Consider the following 25,626-nt stretch of genomic DNA (forward strand, 5'->3'; position numbering starts at 1 on the left):
CGGGACGAGGGGCTAGCGGAAATCGGACGCGACGCTGCTCAGCGGTGCTGCTCAGTGGCACTGCCGGCCCTGCTCGAAGCGCCCCCGCTTGATCTCCATCGCGGCCCTCCCGGCGGCGCCTTTCCGCTTCCAGTCCCGCCGAAGCTCCGCGCGGACCCGCGCATCGGTCTTCGCGACGATCCACTGGTTCTCCCGGATGAGCTTGCGGTAGCTCTCCAGCCGTCGCGCGGGCAGTTCCCCGCTCTCGACGGCCAGGCGGACGGCGCAGTCCGGCTCGATCTGGTGGGAGCAGTCGTGGAAGCGGCACCGCCCGGCCAGTTCCTCGATCTCGGAGAACACCTGGCCGACCCCGCTCCCGGCGTCGTACAGCCCGACACCGCGCAGCCCGGGTGTGTCGATGAGGACGCCGCCGCGGGGCAGGGCGAGCAGATTGCGGGTGGTCGTGGTGTGCCGCCCCTTGCCGTCGATGTCCCGCGCGGCGCGTACGTCCATGACGTCCGCGCCGACGAGGGTGTTGGCCAGCGTGGACTTGCCCGCGCCGGACTGGCCGAGCAGCACGGACGTGCCGGAGCCGACGAGCGCGAGGAGGGCGTCGAGCCCGTCGCCGTGCAGGGCGCTGACGCCGAGCACGGGCACCCCGGGCGCGCTCGTCTCGACGTCGTGGACGAGGTGGGCGAGGGTGACCGGGTCCGGCACCAGGTCGGCCTTGGTGAGGACGACCACGGGCTGGGCACCGGACTCCCAGGCGAGGGCGAGGAAGCGCTCGACGCGCCCGAGGTCGAGTTCGACGGCGAGGGACACGGCGATGACGGCGTGGTCGACGTTGGCGGCGAGGATCTGTCCGTCGGACCGTTTGGAGGAGGTGGAGCGTACGAAGGCGGTACGGCGGGGCAGCAGCGTCCGCACGTACCGCGGGTCGCAGCCTTCGGGGTCGACGGCGACCCAGTCCCCCGTGCACACGACCTTCATCGGGTCACGGGGCACGACGAACTCCGTGTCGGCACGGACGGTGCCGGCGGGGGTGACGACGTCGCACTGGCCGCGGTCGACCCGTACGACACGGCCGGGCAGGAGGCCCTGCCCGGCATGGGGAGCGAACTCGGCTTCCCAGCCCTCGTCCCAGCCGTAGCGGGCCAGAGGGTGCGACGACGCGGAAGAAGCCGAAGCAGAAGAGAGATTCAAGGGGAACCCTTCACAAGGGCGGCCCCGGCACACGCACGTCGGCGCGGAAAAGGAAAGGTCAGCCGGAAGCCACGGAGGTGAACTGGATGAACGTCCGGATGCGCGCAGCACCCACCACAGAGACAGCCATCGGTCACACCTCCCGTTCCTCACTCGGCCGACAGCGGCGGTCAACGGCCGCCGTTCGAAGCAGTCCTGACTGTAGAACGGCACGCACCCGGGTGCCACCGATTTACTCGGCCCGGGAAGTGCGAAACACCACCGTGCAGATCGGCACCAGGCGGGTGCCGGTCACCCCCGCCCCGTACGGAATCGGCAAGGTGCCAACGAATGCCGGCGATTCTCAACCGGCCGCGCAGGGCGACCCGTTGAGCGCGAAGGCGTGGGGCGCCCGGTTCCGGTCCTGCCAGGTGGCGATGAAGCCGAAGGTCAGGGTGCCGTGTGCGGCGACGGTCTTGTTGTAGTCGGCGGCCAAGGCGGTGACGCGGGGACCGTCCTGGTGGACGGTGGCGTCCCACATCTGGCCGACCTGCTGTCCGTCGCGGAACGTCCAGGACACCCGCCAGTCGGTCAGGGGCCGGTCGGTGGTGACGGTGACGGTTGCCTGGAAGCCCTCGGGCCACTGGTTGACGAGGTCGTAGGCGGCCCGGCAGCCGGCGGCGGAGGCGCCGGCGTCGCCGGGCTGCCCCGGGGTGGCGGAGGTGCTGCCCTGCGGCTCGGGATCGGACTTGGCGGCGCCGGGGTCCGCCGTCGTACCGGTCGCGGAGGGGGTCACGGACGGGGCGGTGGCGGTGGGGGCCGACGGCGAGGCGGGGCGGCCGGCGCCGCGGCCCGCCGGGCGGGAGACGCTGGGGTCGGCGACCGGCTGGCGGTCGTCGCGGCCGGAGGCCGTGTCGTCGCCGGAGCCGCCGAACGGCATCATCGACACGCCGAGTGCCAGCGCCGACAGCAGTACGGCGGCGGCGAGCAGGCCGCCGCGCAGCACCCGGCTGCGGCCGCCGCCCTCCTCGGTGTCGCCGCCCGCCGGTTCGGCGCCGCCGGGCGGCCCGCGCCGAGCCGGACCTCGGCGGCGCGCCGGCGGCGCTCCAGGTAGGCGAGGCCGCCCCAGCCGATCACCCCGCCGGCGAGCGCGGCGGGCACTGAGCCGCCGTGCAGGCGCAGACAGGCGGCGGCCTCGGCGCACCTGACGCAGGTGGCGAGGTGCCGGGAGAGGTCCTCGGGAGTGTCAGCGGCCGGTGAGCGGGTGACCGCGTCCAGCAGCCGGGCGTAGGAGCGGCACCGCGTGTCCATCGGGGTGTCCAAGTGGGCGCGGTGGCAGCGGTCGCGGAACAGGGTGCGGACCTGGTCGAGTTCGGCGCCGACGGTGGCCGGGTCCAGGCCGAGCCGGCGGGCGACGGTGGGCAGGGGCAGCGCCTCCACCTCGGCCAGCCACAGCAGCGAGGCGTCCGCCTCCTGCATGTCCCGCAGGCCGCGCAGCGCGATGGGGCGCTCCAGCGGCGGACCCGAGAAGCGCACCGCCTTGCCGGAGTTGAGCCACAGCCTGAGGTCGGGGTCGAGCCTGTGCCCCGTGCCGCCGGCCTCCCAGCCGGCTGCCGTGTCGCGTACGGCGGTGAGCAGTGCCGGGATCGTCGGCAGCCGTGGGGTACGGCGGCCGGCGCCGCGCACATGGGTGCGCTCGGCGGCACGGACCTCGCGCACGCCGAGCGCGAACGCCTCAGTCGCCAGCTGATGAGCCGTCAGGGACCCGGAGGTGCACAGGTCCGCGTAGCTGAGCACCGCGTCCCAGCCCTCCGAGAACAGCGCGGCCTCGGTGGCGTCCTTGGGGGTCGGCAGGTCGGGCATGGGACTCCTGCATCCACGAGCGAGGGCAACTCACCATAGGGGAAGGGAAGTTGCAGGGAACCTCGCGGCAGGACACCGAGCCTTTCACGACCCCGACACAACTGACAAGCGGCCTGTTCACATCCGGTGACGGATGGTGGCGGGACGGATGCGTGTCGCGACGAACCCCCAACTCCGCTGTCCAGTACGGGCGCGGGGGCCGTTTGACTCACCGCCGCGCCGGCCGGTGCGCGGGATCACACCTCGGCCGGTGCCGTCCGCCCCGGTTCGCCGGCGGACTCGTCCGCGGGCAGGCTGTCCATGAAGGAGCTGACCGAGAAGACCGCGCGGCCGGGTCCGGGCGGGCCGTAGCCGGGCGGCGAGGAGAGTCCGAAGTCCTCCATCGTCTGACGGTAGGCCTGCAGCAGCCGGATGTGGTACTCGAGCGGCGCACCGTGCGGGTTGGCCTTGCCGAGCGGGGTGGTGGGCTCCGGGCACCAGGTGGTGAACCGGGGCGTGATGCCGTGCGACATGAAGAAGCGCAGCCCCTCGGTGGTCGAGTCGATCGCCTCGTCGACCGTCGTGAAGCCGAACGGCTCGGCCATCTCCACGCCCGCCACGAAGTTCGGGATCACGTTGCGCGCGCCGAACACCTCGGCGGAGTCCAGGATCCGCCTGTGCCACTCGTCGCGGCCGACGTAGCGCTCCTTGCCGGGGCAGTACAGCTCGAACAGCCGGCGGTCCCACACCTCGAAGTTGGGGTGGTAGATCTGCACGCCGTAGTCCTTGAACCGCTGCACGTCCGCCTTCGGCAGCGCCTGGGCCACCACCTTGCCGATCCAGCGGCCCGGGAAGCGCTCCTCGATGGCCTTGGCGTAGTGGCCGTAGAAGTCGGCCTCGTCACGGCCCTGCAGCCTGGAGGTGATGGCTCCGCCGGTGAGCGTGTACGCGGTGGAGGCCTTCTGGGTGTCGTACCGGTCGATGATCTCGAGGGCCTCCAGCACCTCCTCGACGTCCTTCACACCGGTGTACGGCCGCCCGGCCGCCTTGTGCTGGCGCCAGTTGTGGTTGATGTCGCAGTACTGGCACTCCTCCTTGGCGCCGAAGTACTGGCAGACCCGGAAGACGGTGAGATAGATCAGGTAGCCCCACTGGATGGTCGGGGCCACCTCCATCACGGACTTCCCGTTGGACAGGGTGTGCCGGTAGTACTCCGGCATCGGCGGCACGCCGACGTCCGCGATGCGCCTGCCGTCGAGGTAGAGGCCGAGCATCCCCTCGTCGTCGGCGGCGACCCGGTACGGCGAGGCGGGGTTCACCCGTACGGAGACGACCGTGCGGCGCAGGCCGTAGGGGCCGCCCGTGAGGATGATCTCCTCCGGCGGGCGCCTGAGGGCCGCCTCGCCCAGCTCGGGCAGGGTGCCGTGGTCGAAGGAGAAGATGAAGTACGACTTCGGCTTGACCTCGCCGCCCTCGTTGTCGCTGAGGGCGGACGGGTCGAAGGCGACACCGCCGCGGAGCAGGTCCTCCTTGAAGACGGCTTCCCGCGGCACATGCGGGAAGCGCTCCATCAGATCCTCGACCAGCGCTGTACGACTGCCCATCCGTCTGTCTCCTCCCGGCTCAGGCATACGGCTCTCACCGTATGCCCCCGCCCGGCGCTCAGCCGTGCCGGGTCCCCGCACGACGCGCGATGTGGTCCGGTACGGGGATGCCGGGCGCCAGGGCCGGGTCGGGCTCCGGGGTGCCCCAGAGCGCGGTCAGCGGCAGGACCCCGGCCCACAGGCCGAGCGCCGCGTCGGGTCCCTCGCCGTCCTCCGGGGCGCCGGTGCGGATCTTGACGGAGGCTTCCTCGAGGGACAGCGCGAGCAGGGTGGTGGCGGCCAGTTCCTTACGGCTGGGGCGGCGGGCGTACGACCACTGCCCCGGCGTCGCGTGCTCGGTGAGCCGGCGCAGGCCCTCGAGCTTCTCGTCGGGGCCGGTCACCTTGCGGGCGGTGCCGTGGATCATGGCGCTGCGGTAGTTGACGCCGTGCTCGAAGACGGACCGGGCGAGCACCAGCCCGTCCACGTGCGTGACCGTCACGCACACCGGGGTGTCGCCGGCCAGGCTGCGGCTGGCCACGGAGCCGTGCAGATACAGCACGTGTGCGTCGCGCCCGTACACGGTGGGCACGACGACCGGCCGCCCGTCGACCACCACGCCGAGATGACAGACGAAGGAGGCGTCGAGGATCGCCTCCAGCTCCGGCCGTTCGAGGCTGCCCTGTTCGCGCAGCCGGCGGTGCCGGGTGCGGTCGGTGACGGGCAGCCGGCCGGGAAGCGGTTCCTGATGCATACGCCTGAAGGTACCGATATCGCATGTATACGGCCAGCAGAATTTTGCATACATCAATCCATGCCGTCTGTTGCAACGAAATCCGTAGAGGGTCTCTCGCTCGGCCCTCGGTGGATGAGAGGGTCGGAGCCGGCGCACACGCACTCTCCGGGAGGAACGCACCGATGACAGGCACGGCCGGCACCGCCGGAGCGGTCACGAACTGGGCGCGCACCATCACCTACCGCGCGCGGGAGTTCCACCGTCCGCGCTCGCTGGACGAGCTTGCGGCGCTGGTGGCGGGCAGTTCGCGGGTGCGGGTGCTGGGCAGCGGGCACTCCTTCAACCGGATCGCCGACCCGGGGCCGGACGGCGTGCTGCTGTCCACCGCCGGACTGCCGCCGGTGACCGAGGTCGACACGGCCGCGCGCACGGTCCGGGTGTCGGGCGGGGTCCGCTACGCCGAACTGGCCCGCACGGTGCACGCGCACGGCCTGGCCCTGCCCAACATGGCGTCCCTGCCGCACATCTCGGTGGCCGGTTCGGTGGCGACCGGCACCCATGGCTCGGGCGTGGACAACGGCCCGCTGGCGTCGGCGGTCCGGGAGGTGGAGCTGGTCGTCGCGGACGGCACGGCTCAGGTGATGGGCCGGGACGACCCGCGCTTCGACGGTGCCGTGACCTCCCTAGGCGCACTCGGCGTCGTCACCGCGCTCACGCTCGACCTGGAGCCGGCCTACGAGGTGGAGCAGCGCGTCTACACCGAACTCCCGCTGGAGGGGCTGGACTTCGATGCCGTGGCGGCCGCGGGGTACAGCGTGAGCCTGTTCACGGACTGGCGGGAGCCGGGCTTCAGGCAGGTGTGGGTCAAGCGGCGCACGGACCGGTCGGCGGTGGACTTCCCATGGGCCGCGCCCGCGGCGGGCCCGCTGCACCCTGTGCCGGGCATGCCCGCGCACAACTGCACCGAGCAGCTGGGCGCGCCCGGGCCGTGGCACGAGCGGCTGCCGCACTTCCGGGCGGAGTTCACGCCGAGCAGCGGGGAGGAGATCCAGTCGGAGTATCTGCTGCCGCGGTCGACTGCCGTCGATGCACTGTATGCAATCGACGGTATCCGGTCGGCAGTCGCCGGTGTACTGCAGACCTGCGAAGTGCGTACGATCGCCGCCGACACCCAGTGGCTCAGCCCGGCCCACGGGCGGGACTCGGTCGCGCTGCACTTCACCTGGGTGCGGGACGAGGCGGCGGTACTGCCGGTGGTGCGCCGGCTGGAGGAGGTGCTGACCCCGTTCGACCCGCGTCCGCACTGGGGGAAGGTATTCGAGATCCCCTCGGCCGTACTCCGCGGGCGGTATGCGCGGTTCGCCGGCTTCCGGGACCTGGTCCGCTCCCTGGATCCTTCCGGCACGTTCACCAACGCCTTCCTGCGCGGCCTCCTCGGCCTCCCCGACACCGACGGGCTCACCACTGACGGCTGACGGCTGACGGCTGAGGGACTTTCTACAGCCCCTTTCCTAACCCCTTGTCGAACCCCCCTCGCAGCCCATAGCCTGACGGCCGCGCCGGTGCCGATGCCGCTCCGGTCCGGACGGGATGGGACGGCATGGGAGGGGAGAGCCGCGTGAAGCGCACATCACGTGACATCCGCACCGCGAACCGCTACGAGGTGTTGCGCCAGATCATCGCCGAGTCCCCCACCTCCCGGCAGGAGCTGGCGGCCGCCACCGGCCTGAGTCTTGCCACGGTCGCCACCCTGGTCGGCGAGCTGCTGGACCTGCGCATGATCACCGAGGTCGGGTTCGAGGACTCGGCCGGGGGCCGGCCCCGGGGCCTGGTCGCCGTCAACGCGCCGGACGGCGCGCTGATCGGTGTGGACATCGCGGAGACGTACGTCCATGTCGAGCTGTTCGACCTGGCGCTGAACGTCCTGGCCCGCGCCGACGAGGACATGCGGCCCGGCGAGAGCCGCCCGGAGCAGGTGGTCGGCCAGGTCGCCGCCGCCGTCGGCTCGGTGGTGGCGCAGGCCGGGATCGAGGCGGCCCGGGTGCTCGGCGTCGGGGTGAGCGTGCCGGGCCAGGTGGACCGGGACAGCGGCGTCGCCGAGTACGCGCCCAACTGGGACTGGCACGACGTGCCGTTCCTCGACCTGCTCGCCGAACACATCGCGTACCCGCTGTACTTGGACAACCCGCTGCGCGCCTGCGCGGTGGCGGAGCTGTGGTTCGGGGCCGCGCGGGGCCGCGGGGACACGGTGGTGGTCAATCTGGGCACGGGGGTCGGCGCCGGTCTGGCCCTGGGCGGCGCACTGCACCGGGGCGTGAGCAACAGCGCCGGCGAGTGGGGCCACACCACGCTCGTGCTGGACGGGCGGCTGTGCCACTGCGGCAACCACGGCTGTGTCGAGACGTACGTCGGCGCCCCCGGCATCATGCAGAACCTGCGTGAACTCAGCCCGCGCTCGGCGCTGTTGCACCCCGAGGACCAGACGGCCACCATCGACGCGCTGGCCGGTGCGGTCGCCGCGGGCGATCCGGTGGCACTCAAGGTCGTCCGGGACACCGCCCGTTACCTCGGCGCCGGCATCTCCGATCTGATCAACCTGCTCAACCCCGAAGTGGTCGTGCTCAGCAGCTGGGTCGCCGCCCGGCTGGGCGAGCCGCTGCTCGACGAGGTCCGCCAGGCCGTGGCCCGGCACACGCTGCGCCGGCCGCTGGCCGCCACCGAGATCGTCCTCTCCCCGATTCCCACCGACCCGGTGTCCCTCGGCGCGGCCACGTTCGCGCTGGAGGGAGCGCTGCAGTCCGTCGGGCAGAGGCAGGGCACCGCCAAAGACACCGTCAAGCGCACCACCCTCGCAAGGGGCCGTACCGCACCGCCTTCATGACGACGGAAGGGATGCACGTGTCTGACCCCCGCAAGAGGTCCCTGCTGCTCGCGGCCTCGGCCGCGCCGGCCGTGGGCGCGGCCCTCCTCACCACCCCGGCCCGCGCCACCGAGGACTTCCTGAAGGCCGACGGCTCCTACGGCTGGAGCCGGGACAAGGGCGGCCGGACGTTCCTGCTGCGGCCAGGAGGGCATGCCGGTGCCGGTCGGCCAGCGCGACGTACCCAGGCAGTAGCCCTGCCCCGGTGATCCCCCGCTCCCCCTGATCCGAGGGCCGCCGGCCACACTCCTGACCCGGCGGCTCTCATCTCCCTTGCCCCTGCGCTCCGTTCGTGATCCCGAACGACATACAACGCTTCGAACCTACTTCGTCCAACCCCTTGCCGAAGCCTTAGCCGAAGGTTAACGTCCCGCTCCGCACCCTCGTTCCAGCCATCCAGCCCATCAGGCCATCAGGCCATCAGGCCATTCGGCCGTCCGGCCGCTGGGCGCAGAGCCGCACGCCGCACTCGACAGACAAGGACGTCAGCATGTCGGCACAGAGCAACAGCAACTGGGACCGCCGTTCGATACTCCGGGCCGCCGCCGGTCTGGCCGTCGCCGCCCCGCTCGCCGCCTGCGGCAGCAACAACGGCCGCGGCTCGGGCAGCGGGTCGGGCAAGCAGCTCAGCCAGATGTTCCACGCCTACGGCGAGGCAGGCACGGAGCAGGCGGTCAAGCGGTACGCCGCCGCGTACAAGAACGCCCGTGTGAACACGGAGTGGATCACCAGCGCCGACTACGAGAGCAAGCTCTTCGCCACACTGCTCACCAAGAACGCGCCCGACCTGTTCGAGTTCCACCCGCAGATCCAGCTGGTCAAGAGCGGCCAGGTGGCGGACCTGAGCGACATCGTCGATCCGGTCAAGAACGACTTCAACCCGGCCGACATCAAGTCGCACACGGTCGACGGCAAGGTCTACGGCGTCCGCACGCTCGACGACCCCCAGTTCTTCTTCTACCGGCCCTCCCTCTTCGAGAAGGCCGGCGTCAAGGTCCCCGAGACCCTGGACGAGCTGATCGAGGCCGCCGCCAAGCTGACCACCGGCACGACCAAGGGCGTGTTCCTCGGCAACGACCTGCACGCGGTCGTCAACCCGCTGATCTGGTCGGCGGGTGCCGACACCCTCGACGACAACAACCGCATCGCCTACCACACGCCCGGCGTCATCGAGGGCCTGAAGAAGATGCGCCGGCTCTTCGCCAGCGGCCACATGCTCCTCGGCGCCCCGACCGACTACTGGGACCCGTCCTCGCTCAGCCAGGGCCTGTGCGCCATCCAGTTCTGCGGTATGTGGGCCATGCCGCAGTTCCAGCAGGCGCTCGGTGACGACCTCGGCGTCTTCCCGTTCCCGAAGACCGTCGACTCCGGCAAGCCCTCGGTCTACAACGGCGGCTGGTCGGTGTTCGTCAACGCCAAGGGCGACAACGTCGAGGCGGCCAAGGAATACGTGAAGTGGCTGTGGATCGAGCAGAAGAAGTACCAGGAGGACTGGGCGACTTCGTACGGCTTCCACATCCCGCCGCGCACCTCGATCGCCGCGCAGGCCACCAAGCTCAAGTCCGGCCTCGGGGCCCAGGGCGTCAAGCTCTTCAACGAGTACGGGCACTTCGACAACATCGGCTGGACCCAGGCCATGATCAGCGCGTCCTGGGACGTCATGGCCGACTGTGTCCGCAAGGACGGGGATCCGGAGGCCGCGCTCGACAAGTGCGACAAGGCCGTGGAGCGCGAGCTGAAGAAGCTCTTCGGATAGGCCGGCGGACGGACCACGACATGTCGACCACCACGAAGCCCGCCCTCACGAGCCCCGCCCCGGTCAAGTCCCGCCCGGCCCGGACACGGCGGGGGCTGCGGGGCAGCCGCACCTTCAACTTCTGGCTCTTCATCAGCCCCTTCCTCGCCGGGCTGGTCATCTTCGTCTACGTGCCGATCGGCTGGAGCGTCTACCTCAGCTTCTTCGACGCCCGCTTCACGGTCACGCCGTCGAAGTTCATCGGCTTCGACAACTACACGTACATGCTGACGGACCCCAAGTTCGTCCACTCGCTCGGCACCTTCACCGTCTTCGCCGCGTTCATCGTGCCGACGACCTGGGCGATGTCGCTGGGCCTCGCTCTGCTGGTGAACCGGCTCAGGTTCATGCGGGCGTTCTTCCGGTCGGTGTTCTTCCTGCCGACCGCGTGCAGTTACGTCGCCGCGTCGCTGATCTGGAAGATGTCCCTCTTCAGCGGCGTACGCTTCGGCCTCGCGAACACGGTCCTCGGCTGGTTCGGGATCGACAACATCGCCTGGCTGGCGAGCCCCGATCCGCCCTGGTACTGGCTGGTCATCGTCACCGCGCGGCTGTGGCTGCAGTCCGGCTTCTACATGATCCTGTTCCTGGCCGCGCTGCAGAACATCCCGGGCGAGCTGTACGAGGCCGCCGCCATCGACGGCGCAAGGCCCGGCTGGCAGACCTTCCGGCACATCACGCTGCCGCAGCTGCGCGCCACGTCGACCGCGGTGGTCCTGCTGCTGCTCATAGCCGCCTACCAGGCCTTCGACGAGTTCTACAACCTGCTCGACAAGACGACCTGGGGCCGCCCACCACTGGTCGAGCTGTACTACACCGCCCTGGGCACGGAACAGGACTACGGGGCCGGCAGCGCGGGCGCCGTCATCCTGACCGCGCTGATCATCGTCGTGACCCTGTTCCAGGGCAGGATCATGGGCTTCGGAAGGGGGGACGAATCCAAGTGACCACCACCACGCCCGGCATCCGGAAAACCGCGCCGTCGGCGGGCGCACGCCGCGGCAGGCGCGGCGGAGGAGTCATGCGGAGCACCGGCCTGTGGATCGCCACCGGTGTCGCCGTCGTCCTCTTCCTGATCCCGTTCTACGTACTGCTCCGCAACGCCTTCTCCACCGATGCCCAGATCACCGGAGATCACTGGGAGTTCTTCCCCACGCACCTGCAGTGGGGCAACATCAGTGAGCTGTTCGACGACCAGACGGTGCCGTTCGCCCGGTCACTGCTGAACTCCGCGGTCGTCGCCGTCTCCATGACCGCCGGCATCCTGCTGGTGTGCTCGCTCGCGGGCTACGCCCTGGCCCGCATCCCCTACCGGCACGCCAACAAGATCTTCTACGTCGTCCTCGGCACCCTGATGGTCCCGACCTCGGTGACCTTCGTGCCCAGCTTCGTCCTGGTGTCCTCCCTCGGCTGGGTGGACACCTACCGCGGGCTGATCATTCCGGGGCTGTTCAGCGGTTTCACCTGCTTCCTGTTCCGGCAGTACTTCCTCGGGTTCCCCAAGGAGCTGGAGGAGGCGGCACGCGTGGACGGGCTCGGCCACTGGGGTGCCTACTGGCGGGTCGTCGTCCCCAACTCGCTGAACTTCTTCGCGGCGATCGCCACGATCACCTTCATCAACGGCTGGAACGCCTTCCTGTGGCCGCTGGTCATCGGCCAGGATCCGAACGCGTGGACCGTCCAGGTCGCGCTCTCCTCCTACATCACCAACCAGACCGTCGTCTTCCACCAGATCTTCATGGCGACCGCCATTTCCATCCTGCCCCTGCTGTGCGTGTTCCTCTTCCTCCAGCGCTGGCTGGTGCAGGGGATCGCACAGACCGGTATCAAGGGCTGACCTAGGAGACCGATGTCTTTGAGCACCCACACCGACACCGCCTACGTCGAGGACGTCTCCCCGGGTTCCGGCGCGCTCCCGCCGCGCGCCCGGTACACCTCTCTTGACGCCAAGTCCCTTTCCCTGAACGGCAGCTGGCGATTCAGGCTGTCGCCGACGGCCGACGCCGAGGACGACTCCTTCGCCGAGGAGGGGTACGACGCCGCCGAGTGGGCGCAGGTCTCGGTCCCCGGCCACTGGGTCCTGCAGGGGCACGGTTCGCCCATCTACACCAACCACCTCTACCCGTTCCCCGTCGACCCGCCGCGCGTGCCGACCGAGAATCCGACCGGCGACCATCTGCGGGTCTTCGACCTGCCGGCCGACTGGCCGGACCTCGCCGAGGGCGGCGCGGTGCTGCGCTTCGACGGGGTGGAGTCCTGTGCGCGGGTGTGGCTGAACGGCACGGACCTCGGTGAGTTCAAGGGCTCGCGGCTGCCGCACGAGTTCGCGGTCGGCCATCTGCTGAAGACTGCAGACAATGTACTGGCGGTCCGCGTCCACCAGTGGTCGGCCGGCTCGTATCTGGAGGACCAGGACCAGTGGTGGCTGCCGGGCATCTTCCGTGACGTCACCCTGCTGCACCGCCCGGCGGGCGCCGCCCTCGACTTCTTCGTCCACGCCTCCTACGACCACCGCGCGCACGCCGGCACCCTGCGGATCGACTCCGACGTGGACGGCCGGGTCACCGTGGCCGAGCTGGGCATCGACATCGCGACCGGCGAGAGCGTGACCGTGCCGGTCGAACCGTGGTCGTCGGAGACGCCCCGGCTCTACGACGGCGAGCTGGCCACCGAGGGCGAACGGGTGCCGCTGCGCATCGGGTTCCGTACGGTCGAGCTGTCGGACGGCCTGATCAAGGTCAACGGCCGACGGGTGCTCTTCAAGGGGGTCAACCGGCACGAGTGGCACCCGGAGCGGGGCCGTGCCCTCGGCCTGGAGACCATGCGCGAGGACGTGCTGCTGATGAAGCGGCACAACATCAACGCCGTCCGCACCTCCCACTACCCGCCGCACCCGGCCTTCCTCGACCTGTGCGACGAGTACGGCCTGTGGGTGATCGACGAGTGCGATCTGGAGACGCACGGCTTCACCGAACAGGGCTGGCGGGACAACCCCGTCGACGACGACCGCTGGACCCCGGCCCTGCTGGACCGGGCGTCCCGCATGGTCGAGCGGGACAAGAACCACCCCAGCGTCGTCATCTGGTCTCTCGGCAACGAGGCCGGCACCGGCCGGGGCCTGACCGCGACGGCCGAGTGGATCAAGGGCCGGGACTCCTCCCGGCTGCTGCACTACGAGGGCGACCCCGGCTGCCGTGACACGGACATGTATTCCCGGATGTACGCCTCCCACGCCGAGGTCGAGCGGATCGGCCAGGGCCTGGACGGCGGTACCCACAAGCGGCGCGGGCTCCCCTTCATCCTGTGCGAGTACGCCCACGCCATGGGCAACGGCCCCGGCGGACTCGCCGACTACCAGCGGCTGTTCGAGTCCTACGACCGGCTCCAGGGCGGCTTCGTCTGGGAGTGGATCGACCACGGCATCGCGCATCCGCAGCTGGGTTACGCCTACGGCGGCGACTTCGGCGAGGAACTGCACGACGGCAACTTCGTCTGCGACGGCCTGCTCTTCCCGGACCGGCAGCCTTCCCCCGGGCTGGTCGAGTACAAGAAGGTGATCGAACCGGTCGGCATCACCGGCGACCCCGGCGACGGCACGGTCCGCGTCACCAACAAGCAGGACTTCGCCGGCCTGTCGGCGCTGGCGTTCACATGGTCGTACGAGGTCGAGGGTGAGCCGGTGGAGTCCGGCACCCTGACCGTGCCCGCGCTGGCGCCCGGCGAGTCGGCCGACGTCAAACTGCCCGCGCCGCCGGCCACGGCACCCGCAGGCGAGGCCCACTGGACGGTCCGGGCGGTGCTCGCGGCCGACACCCCGTGGGCACCGGAGGACCACGTGGTCGCCTGGGGCCAGATCCCGGCGTCACCGCGCCGGGTGCCCACGGTCGCGCCGACCGCCCGACCGGCGGCCCGCGACGGGGTGATCACCCTCGGCCCCGGCACCTTCGACGGCCGCACCGGCAGCCTGACGGCCATCGGCGAGGTGCCCGTCTGCGGTCTGCGGCTGGACGTGTGGCGGGCCACCACCGACAACGACGACGGCGCGGCCTGGCAGAGCGATGAGCGCTACGGCCTGGTGTGGCGCACGCTTGGCCTGCACCGGATGCGGCACCGGCTGGACGCGGTGGAGACCGGCGAGAACGCGCTGACGGTCCGCACCCGGGTGGCACCGGCGGCACGGGAGGTGGGACTGTCGACGGTATACCGCTGGACGTCCAACGGAGACAGTCTGCGGTTGACCGTATGGACCATCCCGGAGGGCGACTGGACGGTCCCGCTGCCGCGGCTCGGCATCCGCTTCGGGCTGTCCGCGGCCGACGAGGTGCGCTGGTTCGGCGGCGGGCCCGGTGAGGCGTATGCGGACACCAGGATGGCGTCGACGGTCGGCAGTTGGCGGTCGACTGTAGACGATCTGCAGACGCCGTACCTCCGTCCGCAGGAGAACGGCGCCCGCATCGACGTCCGCTGGGCGGAGCTGGGCGGTCTGCGCATCGAGGGCGACCCGGCGTTCTTGCTCACCGCCCGCCGCTGGACCACCGAGCAGCTGGACGCCGCCACCCACCGCACGGACCTCACACCCGGTGACACGGTCTGGGTCAACCTCGACCACGGCCAGCACGGCATCGGCTCCCAGTCCTGCGGCCCGGGCCCGCTGCCCCAGTATCACCTGCGCGCCCAGCCGGCGGAGTTCTCCTTCGTGTTCACCACCGCCCAGGATCCACGCACGCGGTGACGCACCGGCATGATCCCGACCCCCGCCGCGGCCGACGCGGCGGGGGTCGCTCACTCCATGGGAGAAGTGAGCGGATGACCGCGACGGGACAGTTCGGCGGCCGGTGGTCACGGTGCTGATCGGCCGGGTGAACAGCCGGCTGCCGAGCCTGGCCGCCGCCACGCTCGTGCGCTTCCATCGGCTTCCTCGGCTCGTTCGTGGAGGGTGCGGCCTCGCAGTGGAGTTCGGTGTACAGGGCGGACTTCCTCTGTGTCCTGCCGTCGGCGCGTCCTCTAACCTAAATGCTCTAGGATCCAGCCTGGGGGTCCAAGGAGGAGGTGTCGGATGGCCCGTGCGGGAATCACCGTCGACCGGTTGATCGCGGCGGCGGCCGGCCTCGCCGACGAGGCGGGGTTCGAGAACGTCACCCTGTCCGCGCTGGCCCGCCGCTTCGGCGTGAAGGACGCGAGCCTGTACTCGCACGTCAAAGGCCTGGACGACCTGCGCACCCGGCTCGCGCTGCACGCGGGCGGCGAGCTGATCGACCGGATCGCCACGGCCGTGGCCGGGCGGGCCGGCAAGGACGCGCTGGCCGCCTTCGCCGGGGCGTACCGCGCGTACGCCCTGGAGCATCCGGGCCGGTACGCGGCCACCCAGATCCGTATCGACCAGTCCCTGATCGCCGGCTCCCCCGCCATGCGCCGTACGGCCGAGATCACCTACGGGATGCTGCGCGCCTACGGCCTCGGCGAACCCGATCTGACGGACGCCGTACGCCTGCTGCGCAGTACCTTCCACGGCTACTGCGCCCTGGAGTCCACGGGCGGCTTCGGCGCGGACCGCGACGTGCGGGCCTCCTGGGACAAGGCCGTCGAAGCCCTGCACCTCGCCCTGACCCACTGGCCCCGGGAGACGAACGACGATGACTGAAACGCCGCACCACGACGTGACCGGCAGCGGTCCCGTACTGCTGATCGTGCCGGGCGGGGCCGGACACCCGATGGGGCTGGAGCCGCTGACCGAACGGCTGGCGCGACGCTTCACCGTGGTGACGTACGACCCGTTGGGGCTCGCCCACGGCCGGCTCGGCCTGCCGGTTGCGGACCAGCGTCCGGCGGACTGGAGCGACGGGGCGCACCGGCTGCTGGAGGCGGTGCTGCCGCCGGGCGAGCGGGCGTACGTCTTCGGGACCAGCTCCGGCGGCATCGCCGTCCTCGACCTGCTCGCCCGGCACCCGCGGCGGCTGGCGGGCGTGGTCGCGCACGAGCCGCCGTGTGTGACGGTGCTGCCGGACGGGGCGGAACGGCGGGCCGAACTGCTCGGGCAGTTCGCCGGGGCCGGGCGGCCGCCCGCCGAGGGCGAGTCGGCGACCCCGATGGGCGTCTTCCTCGCCCACGTCCTGCAGCCCTTCACCGCGTACGCCCCGTCCGCCCCTTCCGTCCTGTCCGCCCCGTCCGCCCTCTCCGCTCCCCCTGCCGGCCCCCGTGTCACCCTCGGCGCCGGGGCCGACTCGCGCGGCCAACTCCTGTACCGCACCGCCGAGTTCCTCGCTGACCGCCTGGACGGCTCCTTCGCGGAGTTCCCGGGCGGGCACCTCGGCACCCTGGATCATCCCGGGGACTTCGCCGGGCTGCTCACCGAGACGTTCCTGTCCGGCGCGCACACCTCGGCGTAGGACGGCGTGGTACCGCCCGGCACCCGCCCGGCCGCGATGTCTTCCACCGCGTCCAGCGCCGCGCCCAGTGCCCGCCGGTAGAGCAGGGAGCCGAGGCTGACGCGGGCGACACCGAGGCCCGCGAGCTGGGAGACCGTGGGACCGGTGGGCGAGTAGAGGATGTTGAGCGGGGCGTCGGTGTGCCGGACGAGAGCACCGATCCGTTCCGGGTCGGTGAGTCCGGGCACGAACACCCCGTCGGCACCTGCCTGTTGGTAGGCGTCGAGGCGGCGCAGGGTGTCCGCCTCGACGCCGTCGCCCAACCAGTGGGTGTCCGTACGGGCGTTGACGAACAGGCCGGGTACGGCGGCCTTCACCGCGGCGATCTTCGCGGCGTGCCGGGCGGCCGGTCCGAGCCCGTCCTCCAGGTTGATGCCGACGACCCCGACGGACCACAACTGGCGGGCCAGTTCGGCGACTTCGTCCGGATCGTCGGCGAAGCCGTCCTCCGCGTCGACGGAGAGCAGAAACGGCTCCGAACCGAGGGTCAGGGCGAGGCTCAGGGTCTGCTCGCGGGTTGCGCCCCGGCCGTCGGGCAGGCCGGCCGCCGCCGCGACGGCCAGGCTGGTCGTGGCGATCGCCGCGAACCCCCGGGCGGCGAGCGCGGCGGCCGAGGCGTGGTCCCAGGCGTTGGGGAGCAGCAACGGCTGTCCGCGGCGGTGGTGCAGGGCGGCGAACGCGGTCACATCGTGCTCTGCGGTCATACGGCAACGCTAGGCGCCGGACGGTTCGGCGCCCACCGAACGATGGACGACCGCACGCCTCCCGTCCCGCAAGCGCACCGGGGCACCCGGGCACCGCACAGCGGGGCACACCGGTGCGCCGGCGCTCCGGAAACGGTTTCGGCAACCTTTCCGTCCCCGGCGGCGACCCAGGGCATGACTCAAGCACGACGCACCACAGGTCACCGCCGCGTGCGCGCGGCCCGCAAGCCCGTGATCGGTGCGCTCGCCGCCGCCGGGCTGCTGGCGGGCACGTGGCACGCCACGGCCGGGGCGGCCACACCCGCCGCACCGCAGTTGACCGTCACCAGCACGGCCGTCTCCCTGTCGGCCAAGTACCCCTGTCTGTCCGCCGGTTACAACAACGCCCGCGAGTGGAACCGCACCGCCACCGCGGTCGCCCCCGACGGCACACTCCGGGTCGCCTGGCCCGCGACGGACGGCGTGCACGTCACCCACTGACGGCCGCGGGGAAGCGCGCCGGTGCGGACACGGTCGTCGCGGGGGCCCGGGAGGTCGACGGGCTGGTCGCCCACGACGACGGGTTCGCGCTGCTCACCCGGTTCGCCGACACCAACAAGTGGAAGGAGACGGCCGCCGCGATCGTCCGCTACGCCGGCGGCAGACGGACCTGGACCACGAAGCTGACCGGCACCGCCTCGCACGACACCTCACCGGTGCTGGACGGGCAGCTGACCTGGAACGGCACGAAGTACGGCGCCTACTTCGTGGTGCACGACGCGGGCGGTTTCGCCGACGGGCACTTCGGCGACAAGCTGTCGTACCTCAGCGCCAAGGGTGCCAAGCTCAGCGGCGGCTGGAGCTGGGGCTGCAGTCACAACGAGGGCATCGCCCTGCACGCGGAGTCCTCCGGCGCTTTCACGTCCCTGTGCTTCGACGACTGGCGCTCGTGCCTGTTCGTCTCGACCGGCATCGGCGCCCCGGACGTGGCGCCGATGGTGCAGCGCGAGCAGTGCTGGGCGGGGTACTGCGGTGGTACGTTCCCCGGCCGCACCGGCGATCTGGTGAAGTCCGCCGACGGCCGTTACGCAACCGCTTTCTCCTCCCGGCGTGCCGCCTCCGCGAGGAAGAATCCGGCCGATTAGCGGACGCGGCTGGAGCGTCACCCCGAAGACCGCCACCCACCAGGTCGCGATCGCCTTTCTGAAGAACCGCAACTCCGGCCCCGGCAAGACGGTGTACCTGTCCGCCGACAAGGGCACCGAGCACGTCGATGTGCACCTCGCCCCGTACGGCAAGGACAAGCTGCTGCTGTCCTGGGAGTCGCTGAAGAACGCCAAGTGCTCCGCCGGCACCTGCACCGGCACCTTCACGGGCACACACCTGCGGCTCGTGGACCGGAACGGGAAGTTCGCCGGCGCCGGCACGGTGGTGAGCGCGCGGATCACCGGTGACATCGCCGTTCTCAAGGACGGCACGCTCAGCTGGGCCTACGCGCCCGTCACCCCGTCCTCGCCACTCCGCTCACCGGGGCGTCACCGACCACGACGAGCCTGCGGATCGCCCGGCTGAAGCCGTGAACGCGAAGACGCCCTCCGCGCCGGACGCCCAGCGAACGCTCACCGCATACCCCTTACACCTCTTGCACCCCTTGCATCCCTCACATCTCTCATGCCCCTTATGCCCCGCCTGCCCCTCATCGTCCTCCCCCGCTCGGACGGACACCAGGTCCGTGAGGGGCCGGGGGGCCGCCTCACCGGTCAGCCGGGCGAGCGCCACGAACAGTGTGACCTCGCCCGGGCCGGTGTGGCCGGTCAGGTCCGCCGACAGGCCGCAGACCGGGAGGAGTTCGGCGCGCAGCCCGTTCGGTGCCGGCCAGCCGGTGATCCGCACCGGCGTCCCGGGCTCGGCCCCGGCGACGAGGTGGGCCCGCACCTCGGCCGCGCCCTCGGCGAGCACGAGGCTGGTGACGGTGATCCCGTCGCGCACGGTGTGCCGCGAGGCGATCCAGCCGTCGCCGGTACCGAGCGGCTCGATCCGCGTCCGGTCCGGGGTGCCGCCGACGATCACGCTGTTGTCGGGGGCGGTCCGCTCGGGCGTGGTCGCGGTCGAGTAGGCGAGCCGGGTGTAGTAGGGGTCGTAGCGGACGTCCTCGCTGCCGTGGTTGTGCAGCCGGACCAGGCCGTCCGAACGAGTGCTCTGGATCAGCCAGTTGGGGGCGGCTACGGGTGTGACCTCGTCGGCGCGGTCGGCCGGTCCCGGTTCCTCGGTCGCCGTCCACACCTCGTGCTCGGGTGGCAGGAGCAGACCGAGAAAGCCTTTGCTGGCCCAGTAAGGGGAGGCCGGGCCGGAGTAGCTCTGCACGAGCGACTCGTCGGGGCCAAGCCAGCCCAGCGGGAGCAGCCCGCGCTCGTCGACCGCGCCGCCGTCGAGGAAGTAGCGCAGCGCGCCGGAGGCCAGGCGCCGGGTCTCGCCGGAGGGCAGCGGGGTGTGGCCGGTCAGCGCGCCGAGCCAGAGCGGGGCGGTCGTGGCGAAGCGGTAGGTCAGGGAGCGGCCCTGGTGGAGGGGGGCGCCGTCACCGCCGAACAGGCGGGCGTAGTCGGCGAGGTGGACGGACAACCGTCGACCGTATACAGAAAGCAGTTCATTGTCGTCCGCCAACCATGCGTGGACGACTGTATACAGGTGCATCGCCCAGCCGTTGTAGTAGTCGAACTTCCGGCCGTCGCCGTCGGTGTACCAGCCGTCGCCGAGGTACCAGCCCTCGATCCGCTCCAGGCCGCGGTCGATCGCCTTGCGGGCGGCCTGCGGGCGGTGGCCGATCTCCTGGAGGAAGCCGCCGACGGTGACAGGGAACAACTCCCAGTTGCACGGCCAGGGTGCGGCGGTGAGTGCGTCGGCCAGCCACTCGGCGGTGCGCTGCCGCACCGGGTCGTCCAGCCGGTCCCACAGCAGCGGGCGGGTCAGCCGCAGGGCGAGCGCGATGGAGGCGGCCTCGACGAGCGGCTGGCTGCGGTCCTCGATCCGCGGCCAGATGCCGCCGGGCCCGGTCGCAAGGCCCTCGGCGTAGCGGCCGAGCGCGGTCTCGTCGCGGCGGAAGGCGGCCAGCAGCAGCGTCCGGGCGTACCCCTCCAGGCCGTCGGAGAGGCGGCCGGCGTGGCTGACGTGGTTGCCGGGGAGGTGGTAGAGGGCGCGGTCGGGGGTGGCGTAGGGGGCGACGGCGGCCAGCAGGGCGTCGGCTGCGGCCTCCCAGTGCGCACGGGTGTAACCGGTGCGGGGACTGACGTCGCGGTCGTCGGCGGGCAGTCGGATCACGGCGGTGGCGTTCCTTCCTGGCGGGACCTGGGGTGCCCCGGTTCCGGTCGGGGCGCCCCAGGAGTTCATCCCACGCGCACCAGGCCCTCGGGCACCAGACGCATCGCGACGAGCGCGTCACGGACGAGGCCCGCGTAGACGGTGGCGCCATGGACGGAGGTGTGGGTGTTGTCGTGCTCCTCGGTGTAGAGGTAGATCGCCTTGGAGCCCTCCACGCCGAGGGACTCCACCAGCGCCTTGGTGTTCGCCGTGAGGTCGATCAGGGGGACGTGCTCGGCGCCGGCGACGGACCGGATGACGGCCGGGAGGTCTACGCCGAGGCCGTTGACCAGCAGGGCGGTGGTGTTGTTCAGGGTGCCGTCGGCGCTGAACCAGCGGCGGACGATCGGGGTGACGAGCACCGGCTCGCCGCCCTTGGCCCGGATGCCCGCGACGAGGGTCTCGAGGTTGGTCCGGTAGGTGGCCTCGTCCGTGGTCTTGTCGTTGTGGGCGAGCTGGACGAGGACGAGGTCGCCGGGGCGGATCAGCGGCTGGACGGTGCCCCAGAGCCGAGGATCGGCGAGGTAGGTGACGGTGCTCTCGCCGGAGTCGGCGTAATTGGCGACGGACAGGCCCTTGCGCAGGTACTGCGGGAGCTGCTGGCCCCAGCCGGAGTAGGGGGCGGCGGGCTGGTCGCAGACGGTGGAGTCGCCGATCAGGATGATCTGGCGGGCGCGGTGAGCCGGGGTGACCTGGATGCCGGCGAGGGCGGGGGCAGGGCCGCCGAGGGCCAGGTCCAGGCCGGGGGTGCCGTCGGGGCCGGTCGGCTCGCCCTCGGGGGTGCGGACGTTCACGGTGAAGCTGCGGGTGACGTGTGCGCCGGCCGGGACGGTGGTCTCCGGGAGCAGGGAGCGGCGGGTCTCACCGGTGATGGCGGTGCTGGAGGCCGCCCGGCCGCCGAGCCGGACCGTCACGTCGTACGTGCCCGGCGGGACGTCGAAGTGGCAGGCGGCCGGGGTGCAGTTCTCGAGGCCGGGCGGGCGCGGCCCGGGGCGGGCCTGGGCGGGGGTCGCCGCCAGGGTCGCGCACAGGGTGACCGTGGCCGCGGTCAGCGCGGCGCCGCGCACGGCGTTGATCCGTCTCACTCGTGACTCCTCAGGCGCTGGACAAGGTCCGGCCGGTGGACCGTACCGCTTGATGCAAGCGCTTTCTAGCTCTCCGGATGAATTCATACGATCACCAACTGCCAAGCGGTGAAAGCTCTTTCGCGAAATCGATTCAACTGTCACTCTGCCTCACACCCGCACTCCCCGGACCTCCCGAAGGAGGCACCCCCATGTCCGGAACCCGGAACAGCGGCGCGGTCACCCGCCGCGCCTTCGTCGTCACCGCCGCGGCCGCCGCCGGCACGGCCGCCCTCGCCGGTCCGCTCGCCGGCGTCGCGTCGGCGGCGGGCTTCGGCTGGAGCGACGACGGTTCCCACTACGTGGTCGACACCGGCGCGCACCTCGTCTTCAAGGTCAGCAAGGCCAACGGCGACCTGACGTCGCTGGTGTACAAGGGGACCGAGTACCAGGGCTACGGCGGCAAGAACTCCCAGGTCGAGTCCGGCCTCGGCACCTCCGCCGTGACCATCGCCCAGTCCGGCTCCACCATCCTGATCTCCGTCAGCCACGGCACGCTGAAGCACTACTACGCCGCCCGCAGCGGCGAGAACAACATCTACCTGTGGACCGACAAGGCCGACCCCTCGGTCACCGCCACCCGGTACATCGTGCGGGTGAAGGCGGGCCTGTTCCTCAACGACGAACCGGACTCCTACACGTACACCACCAGCACCGTCGAGGCCTCGGACGTCTTCGCCAAGTCCGACGGCCAGACCCGCTCCAAGCACTACTCGAAGCTACGGGTCATCGACTACGACTATGTCGGCTGGACCACCGGCGGCGTCGGCCTGTGGATCGTCCGCAGCAACCACGAGAAGGCCTCCGGCGGTCCCTTCTACCGCTCGCTGCTGCGCCACCAGAGCGCCGACGGCGGCGGACTGTACGAGATCCTCCACTACGGCGAGAACCAGACGGAGCCCGAGCGCTTCGGCCTGCAGGGCCCGTATGTCATCGCCTTCACCGACGGCGGGGCACCGTCGCCGTCGCTGTATCACGGCACGCTGACCACGGCGTGGGCCGACTCGCTCGGCATCTCCGGGTACGTCGCCGACAGCGGCCGGGGCCGGGTCGCCGGCGTCGGCATCAGCGGACGGGACACCGCGTACACGTACACGGTCGGGCTCGCCAACTCGTCCGCGCAGTACTGGGGTACGGCGCGGTCGGCGGACGGCTACTTCTCGGTGTCCAGGATCCTGCCGGGTGTATACACGCTGACCGTCTACAAAGGCGAGTTGGCTGTATACAGTACACAGGTGACCGTATCCGCGGGCGCGACGACCACCCTCAACACGATCACCGTCGCGTCGTCCAACGATCCGTCGAACGCGAGCGCCATCTGGCGGATCGGTGACTGGGACGGCACGCCGGGCGGGTTGAAGAACGCGGACCTGATGACGTACGCGCACCCCTCGGACGTACGGGCCTCCGCCTGGACCGGGAACGTGGTGATCGGCAGCGGCAGCGAGACGTCCGCCTTCCCCTGCTACCTATGGAAGGACGTCAACTCCGGCCTGCTCGTGTACTTCAAGCTCACCGCCGCGCAGGCCGCCGCCGCGCACACCCTGAGGATCGGCGTGACGACCGCCTACGCCAACGGCCGGCCGCAGGTCACGGTCAACGGCTGGACGTCGCCGGTCCCCTCCGCGCCCACCCAGCCGAGCACCCGGTCCCTGACGGTGGGCTCCTACCGGGGCAACAACAACACGTTCACCTACAGTGTCCCGGCCAGTGCGTGGCTCACGGACACCAGCCAGTACAACGTGCTGAAGATCGACATCGTGAGCGGTTCGGGTACGACCGGCTTTCTCAGCGCAGGAACGGCGATCGACGCGATCGACCTGCTGGCCTGAGTTCCGCTCAAGTCCCCCGAGTCCACTGCTGGTTGGAGCCGCCGTTGCAGGTGTAGGTGATGAAGGCGGCGGAGTTGGCGGTGGAGGCGCCTGAGACGTCCAGGCACTCGCCGCTCGCGCGGGCCTTGATGTTCACGTACGAGCCCGAGGCGACGAGCGACCACAGCAGTTGCCCCAGCGGTCGCCCATGTAGAGGTACGAGGTACCCGAACGGCCTTGCACGGGAAGGACGTACGCGGTCTGCGAGCCGTAGGCGGTGAAGTCGCCGGTGTCGGTCCAGGGGGTCCAGGGGCCGGCGACGGAGGTGGCGGTGGCGTACTGCTGCTGGTTGGGGCTCCGGCCCGTGGCGCCGGACGTCAGCCTGAAGTAGACGCCGTTCCGCTTGAACAGGGCGGGGGCCTCGCGGTGGCCGCCGGGCCAGGGGTCGGCGACGAGGCTGTCGATGCCGGTGTAGTCGGCGGTGAGCCGGTAGATGTTCAGGTCGTAGTTGTCGTTGGCGGACGAGACCAGGTAGGCGGTGCCGTCGGTGTCGACGTACGTGGTCATGTCGCGGGACTGGTACTGGCCGAGCGGCTGGAAGCTGCCCCGGTAGGTGTAGGCGCCGTCGATCGTGGAGGAGACGGCGACGGCGACGCGGGCCTGGGTGTAGTCGATGCCGTTCTCCTTGTGCATCCACATCACGAACTTGCCGGTGGCTGCGTTGTAGACGACCTTCGGGCGCTCGATGTAGGCGGTGGACAGTTCGGCGGCGGAGGACTGGGTGAGGACGTGGGCGCGGAACTCCCAGTTCTTGGGGTCGGTGGAGCGGTAGGCGTCGACGTACCGGAAGGTGTTGTCGCTGTTCCTGTCCTCGCCGAACCAGTAGTAGGCGGAGCCGGCCTTGATGGCCCCGCCGCCGTGCGCGTGCACGGGGTCGCCCGAAGTGTCCGTGAACTGCGTGCCGTTGGTGATCGTCTGCGGTGCCGCCTCGCGGGGCCGGCCGCCGTCAGGGCCGCGGCCAGCGCGCAGCACAGGGCGAGCAGGGCGGCGTACACGCGTGTCATCTCACGCACTCTCCTTCACGGTGTCGGCGACGGGCACACCGAAGTCCGGGGTGCCGTCGGGTTTCCGACACGAGGAGGGGAAAGCCCTTTCATCGGTGAGCCGGTGGTGCAGGTGGGCCGGTGGGCCGGTCGTGGAGGTGGCGGGCCATGCGGCAGCCGCGTCGACTAGCGTCGTGACATGACCAGCAGCAACACCTCTCCCCGCCTCGCCGATGCCCTCGCCGCCGGGACCGTCGTGCTCGACGGCGGCATGTCCAACCAGCTGGAGTCGGCCGGACACGACCTGAGTGACGAGCTGTGGTCGGCGCGGCTGCTCGCCGAGCGGCCGGAAGCGATCACCGAGGCGCACCTGGCCTACTTCCTGGCGGGCGCGGATGTCGCCATCACCGCCAGCTACCAGGCCACCTTCGAGGGGTTCGCCCGGCGCGGCGTCTCTCACGACGAGGCGGCGCGGCTGCTGGCACTGAGCGTGGATCTCGCGCGCAGGGCCGCCCGGCGGGCCGGGGATGCGGGCGTCGAGCGGCCGCTGTGGGTGGCGGCCTCGGTCGGGCCGTACGGGGCGATGCTCGCGGACGGCTCCGAGTACCGGGGGCGGTACGGGCTGAGTGTGGACGAGCTGGAGCGCTTCCACCGGCCGCGCATGGAGGTGCTGGCCGCGGCCGGCCCCGACGTCCTCGCGCTGGAGACGGTGCCGGACGCCGACGAGGGCGCCGCGCTGCTGACGGCGGTGCGCGGGCTGGGAGTGCCGGCGTGGCTGTCGTACACGGTCGACGGTATGCACACCCGTGCCGGTCAGCCCCTGGAGGAGGCGTTCGCCCTGGCCGCCGGCGTGGACGAGGTGATCGCGGTGGGCGTGAACTGCTGCGCACCACAGGACGTGGAGCCCGCGGTGGAGATCGCGGCGCGGGTCACCGGCAAGCCGGTCGTGGTGTATCCCAACAGCGGGGAGGCCTGGGACGCCCGTGCACGGGCCTGGACGGGACGGAGGAGATTCGGCGCCGGGCAGGTGAAGACGTGGCGGGACGCGGGTGCTCGGCTCATCGGGGGGTGCTGCCGGGTGGGGCCGGAGGCGATCGCGTCGATCAGGCAGGCGCTGGACACGGCCTGAACCCGTGCGCGGCCGGGGCC

General features: G+C 71.2%; 21 protein-coding genes and 2 pseudogenes. 14 read left to right on the top strand and 9 right to left on the bottom strand.

Annotated elements, in window-relative coordinates; genetic code table 11:
• Window positions 1-51: 51 nt before the first annotated feature.
• From rsgA to A6P39_RS11075, 4 genes and pseudogenes are all read right to left on the bottom strand, one after another.
• A complete protein-coding gene (rsgA, locus tag A6P39_RS11060) occupies window positions 52-1,182 on the bottom strand; it encodes a ribosome small subunit-dependent GTPase A (protein ID WP_067046156.1) in 1,131 nt (376 codons plus the stop codon).
• A gap of 343 nt (window positions 1,183-1,525) precedes the next feature.
• Window positions 1,526-3,024: pseudogene (locus tag A6P39_RS11065) on the bottom strand (cellulose binding domain-containing protein).
• A gap of 236 nt (window positions 3,025-3,260) precedes the next feature.
• A complete protein-coding gene (locus A6P39_RS11070) occupies window positions 3,261-4,607 on the bottom strand; it encodes a radical SAM protein (protein WP_067046152.1) in 1,347 nt (448 codons plus the stop codon).
• Between the two features lie 58 nt (window positions 4,608-4,665).
• Entirely contained in the window at window positions 4,666-5,340 is a 675-nt protein-coding gene (locus A6P39_RS11075) for a pyridoxamine 5'-phosphate oxidase family protein (protein WP_067046150.1), read from the bottom strand.
• Window positions 5,341-5,504: 164 nt separating this feature from the next.
• Here A6P39_RS11075 and A6P39_RS11080 point away from each other — a divergent pair, with 164 nt between their 5' ends.
• From A6P39_RS11080 to A6P39_RS11120, 9 genes are all read left to right on the top strand, one after another.
• Window positions 5,505-6,797 carry an FAD-binding protein gene (locus A6P39_RS11080; RefSeq protein WP_067046148.1) on the top strand — a complete coding sequence of 431 codons (1,293 nt, stop codon included), beginning with the start codon at window positions 5,505-5,507 and terminating at the stop codon, window positions 6,795-6,797.
• Between the two features lie 125 nt (window positions 6,798-6,922).
• Window positions 6,923-8,203: an ROK family transcriptional regulator gene (locus A6P39_RS11085; RefSeq protein ID WP_199840804.1), complete on the top strand. Its 1,281-nt coding sequence runs from the start codon at window positions 6,923-6,925 to the stop codon at window positions 8,201-8,203.
• A gap of 17 nt (window positions 8,204-8,220) precedes the next feature.
• On the top strand, window positions 8,221-8,451 hold the full coding sequence (locus tag A6P39_RS11090) for a hypothetical protein (protein WP_234378927.1): 231 nt from the start codon (window positions 8,221-8,223) through the stop codon (window positions 8,449-8,451).
• 281 nt (window positions 8,452-8,732) lie between these two features.
• Window positions 8,733-9,998: an ABC transporter substrate-binding protein gene (locus A6P39_RS11095; RefSeq protein ID WP_067046142.1), complete on the top strand. Its 1,266-nt coding sequence runs from the start codon at window positions 8,733-8,735 to the stop codon at window positions 9,996-9,998.
• Between the two features lie 20 nt (window positions 9,999-10,018).
• Window positions 10,019-10,984: a carbohydrate ABC transporter permease gene (locus tag A6P39_RS11100; protein WP_067046140.1), complete on the top strand. Its 966-nt coding sequence runs from the start codon at window positions 10,019-10,021 to the stop codon at window positions 10,982-10,984.
• On the top strand, window positions 10,981-11,874 hold the full coding sequence (locus A6P39_RS11105; protein WP_079133406.1) for a carbohydrate ABC transporter permease: 894 nt from the start codon (window positions 10,981-10,983) through the stop codon (window positions 11,872-11,874). The genes A6P39_RS11100 and A6P39_RS11105 overlap by 4 nt, the downstream gene beginning before the upstream one ends.
• Before the next feature lie 12 nt (window positions 11,875-11,886).
• Window positions 11,887-14,769 carry a glycoside hydrolase family 2 TIM barrel-domain containing protein gene (locus A6P39_RS11110; RefSeq protein ID WP_067046136.1) on the top strand — a complete coding sequence of 961 codons (2,883 nt, stop codon included), beginning with the start codon at window positions 11,887-11,889 and terminating at the stop codon, window positions 14,767-14,769.
• Window positions 14,770-15,093: 324 nt separating this feature from the next.
• A complete protein-coding gene (locus tag A6P39_RS11115; protein WP_067046133.1) occupies window positions 15,094-15,678 on the top strand; it encodes a TetR/AcrR family transcriptional regulator in 585 nt (194 codons plus the stop codon).
• On the top strand, window positions 15,671-16,423 hold the full coding sequence (locus tag A6P39_RS11120) for an alpha/beta fold hydrolase (protein ID WP_067046130.1): 753 nt from the start codon (window positions 15,671-15,673) through the stop codon (window positions 16,421-16,423). The genes A6P39_RS11115 and A6P39_RS11120 overlap by 8 nt, the downstream gene beginning before the upstream one ends.
• Here A6P39_RS11120 and A6P39_RS11125 read toward each other — a convergent pair.
• On the bottom strand, window positions 16,357-17,166 hold the full coding sequence (locus tag A6P39_RS11125) for an isocitrate lyase/PEP mutase family protein (RefSeq protein WP_067046128.1): 810 nt from the start codon (window positions 17,164-17,166) through the stop codon (window positions 16,357-16,359). The two genes, A6P39_RS11120 and A6P39_RS11125, sit on opposite strands and share 67 nt — an antisense overlap.
• A 174-nt stretch (window positions 17,167-17,340) precedes the next feature.
• Between A6P39_RS11125 and A6P39_RS11130 the strand changes: the two genes are divergently transcribed.
• Genes A6P39_RS11130 through A6P39_RS11140 form a run of 3 tightly spaced genes read left to right on the top strand, consistent with a single transcriptional unit; the run spans window position 17,341 to window position 18,717 of the window.
• Window positions 17,341-17,646 carry a hypothetical protein gene (locus A6P39_RS11130; RefSeq protein WP_234378926.1) on the top strand — a complete coding sequence of 102 codons (306 nt, stop codon included), beginning with the start codon at window positions 17,341-17,343 and terminating at the stop codon, window positions 17,644-17,646.
• Entirely contained in the window at window positions 17,559-18,290 is a 732-nt protein-coding gene (locus A6P39_RS11135) for a hypothetical protein (RefSeq protein ID WP_234378925.1), read from the top strand. The genes A6P39_RS11130 and A6P39_RS11135 overlap by 88 nt, the downstream gene beginning before the upstream one ends.
• Window positions 18,256-18,717 carry a hypothetical protein gene (locus tag A6P39_RS11140; protein ID WP_234378924.1) on the top strand — a complete coding sequence of 154 codons (462 nt, stop codon included), beginning with the start codon at window positions 18,256-18,258 and terminating at the stop codon, window positions 18,715-18,717. The genes A6P39_RS11135 and A6P39_RS11140 overlap by 35 nt, the downstream gene beginning before the upstream one ends.
• Here the strand turns inward: A6P39_RS11140 and A6P39_RS11145 are convergent.
• Both A6P39_RS11145 and A6P39_RS11150 read right to left on the bottom strand, forming a co-directional pair.
• A complete protein-coding gene (locus A6P39_RS11145; protein ID WP_199840806.1) occupies window positions 18,670-20,457 on the bottom strand; it encodes a DUF2264 domain-containing protein in 1,788 nt (595 codons plus the stop codon). The genes A6P39_RS11140 and A6P39_RS11145 overlap by 48 nt on opposite strands.
• A 68-nt stretch (window positions 20,458-20,525) precedes the next feature.
• Window positions 20,526-21,671 carry a rhamnogalacturonan acetylesterase gene (locus A6P39_RS11150; protein WP_107304358.1) on the bottom strand — a complete coding sequence of 382 codons (1,146 nt, stop codon included), beginning with the start codon at window positions 21,669-21,671 and terminating at the stop codon, window positions 20,526-20,528.
• 104 nt (window positions 21,672-21,775) lie between these two features.
• On the opposite strand from A6P39_RS11150, the gene A6P39_RS11155 reads away from it, so the two are divergent.
• Complete coding sequence (locus A6P39_RS11155; protein ID WP_067046125.1) at window positions 21,776-23,455, top strand: rhamnogalacturonan lyase B N-terminal domain-containing protein; 1,680 nt, start codon at window positions 21,776-21,778, stop codon at window positions 23,453-23,455.
• Window positions 23,456-23,462: 7 nt separating this feature from the next.
• On the opposite strand, the gene A6P39_RS45480 is transcribed toward A6P39_RS11155, so the two are convergent.
• Window positions 23,463-23,591, bottom strand: coding sequence for an RICIN domain-containing protein (locus A6P39_RS45480; RefSeq protein WP_443052852.1), 129 nt, complete (start codon window positions 23,589-23,591; stop codon window positions 23,463-23,465).
• Window positions 23,592-23,614: 23 nt separating this feature from the next.
• Window positions 23,615-24,498 (bottom strand): annotated as a pseudogene (locus tag A6P39_RS11160) (family 43 glycosylhydrolase); the annotation flags it as partial.
• A gap of 178 nt (window positions 24,499-24,676) precedes the next feature.
• Between A6P39_RS11160 and mmuM the strand changes: the two are divergent.
• On the top strand, window positions 24,677-25,606 hold the full coding sequence (mmuM, locus tag A6P39_RS11165; protein WP_067046123.1) for a homocysteine S-methyltransferase: 930 nt from the start codon (window positions 24,677-24,679) through the stop codon (window positions 25,604-25,606).
• Window positions 25,607-25,626 lie beyond the last annotated feature (20 nt).

This window comes from Streptomyces sp. FXJ1.172 (assembly GCF_001636945.3).
GTDB lineage: Bacteria > Actinomycetota > Actinomycetes > Streptomycetales > Streptomycetaceae > Streptomyces.